This is a genomic window from Paracoccus sp. P2, assembly GCF_046335115.1.
GTDB lineage: Bacteria > Pseudomonadota > Alphaproteobacteria > Rhodobacterales > Rhodobacteraceae > Paracoccus > Paracoccus pantotrophus.
On sequence record NZ_JBGOSN010000162.1, the window covers coordinates 1 to 1,000 of the forward strand.

2 protein-coding genes are annotated in these 1,000 nt (G+C 62.8%); both read right to left on the bottom strand.

What is annotated here, in order from left to right; all coding sequences use genetic code 11:
- A partial coding sequence (locus ACDP63_RS24990) for a hypothetical protein (RefSeq protein ID WP_409928871.1) occupies positions 1-471 on the bottom strand: 471 nt, incomplete at its 3' end.
- Positions 472-480: 9 nt separating this feature from the next.
- Positions 481-1,000 (bottom strand): hypothetical protein (locus ACDP63_RS24995; RefSeq protein WP_409928872.1); only part of this gene is annotated, 520 nt, incomplete at its 5' end.

Sequence of the window (1,000 nt, forward strand, 5' to 3'; positions counted from 1 at the left end):
CTCCGGCATCAGCAGCCAAGGTGGGGCCGGCTGCCCCTGTTGCGGCTGCGCCAAGGTAAAGCCCAGTTCCGCATCCAACGCATAGAAGCGCAGCAGTGACGGCAGTTCATCCATCGGCGCATCCGGCCAGCGGGAACGAAAGGCCTCGATGGTGTTTGCCGGACCGGTTGCACGCGCTTCGGACGCGTAGGGATCGCCGACCGGATTTAGCGTTATGTTTCCCTGTGACGCGGCGACCTCGAATACAAACCAATAGTCGCGTTGAGGCGTGGTGAGCCGCAGATAGAGGTCCGAGGAAAACCCGGCCCGCGTCCGTGCCGGGACGAGCGTGATGGCATACTCGTCGCCCTCGGCCCTCAATGTATAGACAGAGCGTTCTGCTGGACAGCCCGCCAATGCGATCTCAGATTGGGCCGCCGCTGCGGTGGGGACGATCAACGCAGCCAACAGAGTGGCGAGATACCGTTTCATATCTGCCTCCTATTCGCCGGCCCGGTTCAACCAGACCACACGCCGCGCGACGACATATTGGCCCTGGGCAGCGCCCTCGATCTCAAGGATGGCGTAGATCGTGTCCATGTCGACGGGCAGCATGCGCAGCGTCATGTCCATGACCGAGCCCGCCATGGCCACATGGCTCTGACCGATGAGACGCGGCAGATCCTCCTGATCGCAGTCTCCGGCCCATGCCAGCACGGCTTCGTCCGGCGTCAGTGCTGGCTCGGGAATCTCGGGATGGTTGGCCTCGATCACCCAACGGCCTTCGTCGGCAAGGGTGATAACCATCGGCTCGGCCATCTCCGCATGGTCGAGCAGCAGATCCTCGCCCAGTACCCAGATCGACATGATCTCTGTTTCGGGGGAAGGCTCCATGGGGATGACCATACTGCCGGCATGGACGTAGCCGGACAGGTGATCAACGCGCCAGTCGCCCACAAAGTGTTCCCGCAGCCCCTGCCACGTTGCCGGCGAGGACGTTCCGCAAAGGTCCGAAATGTCG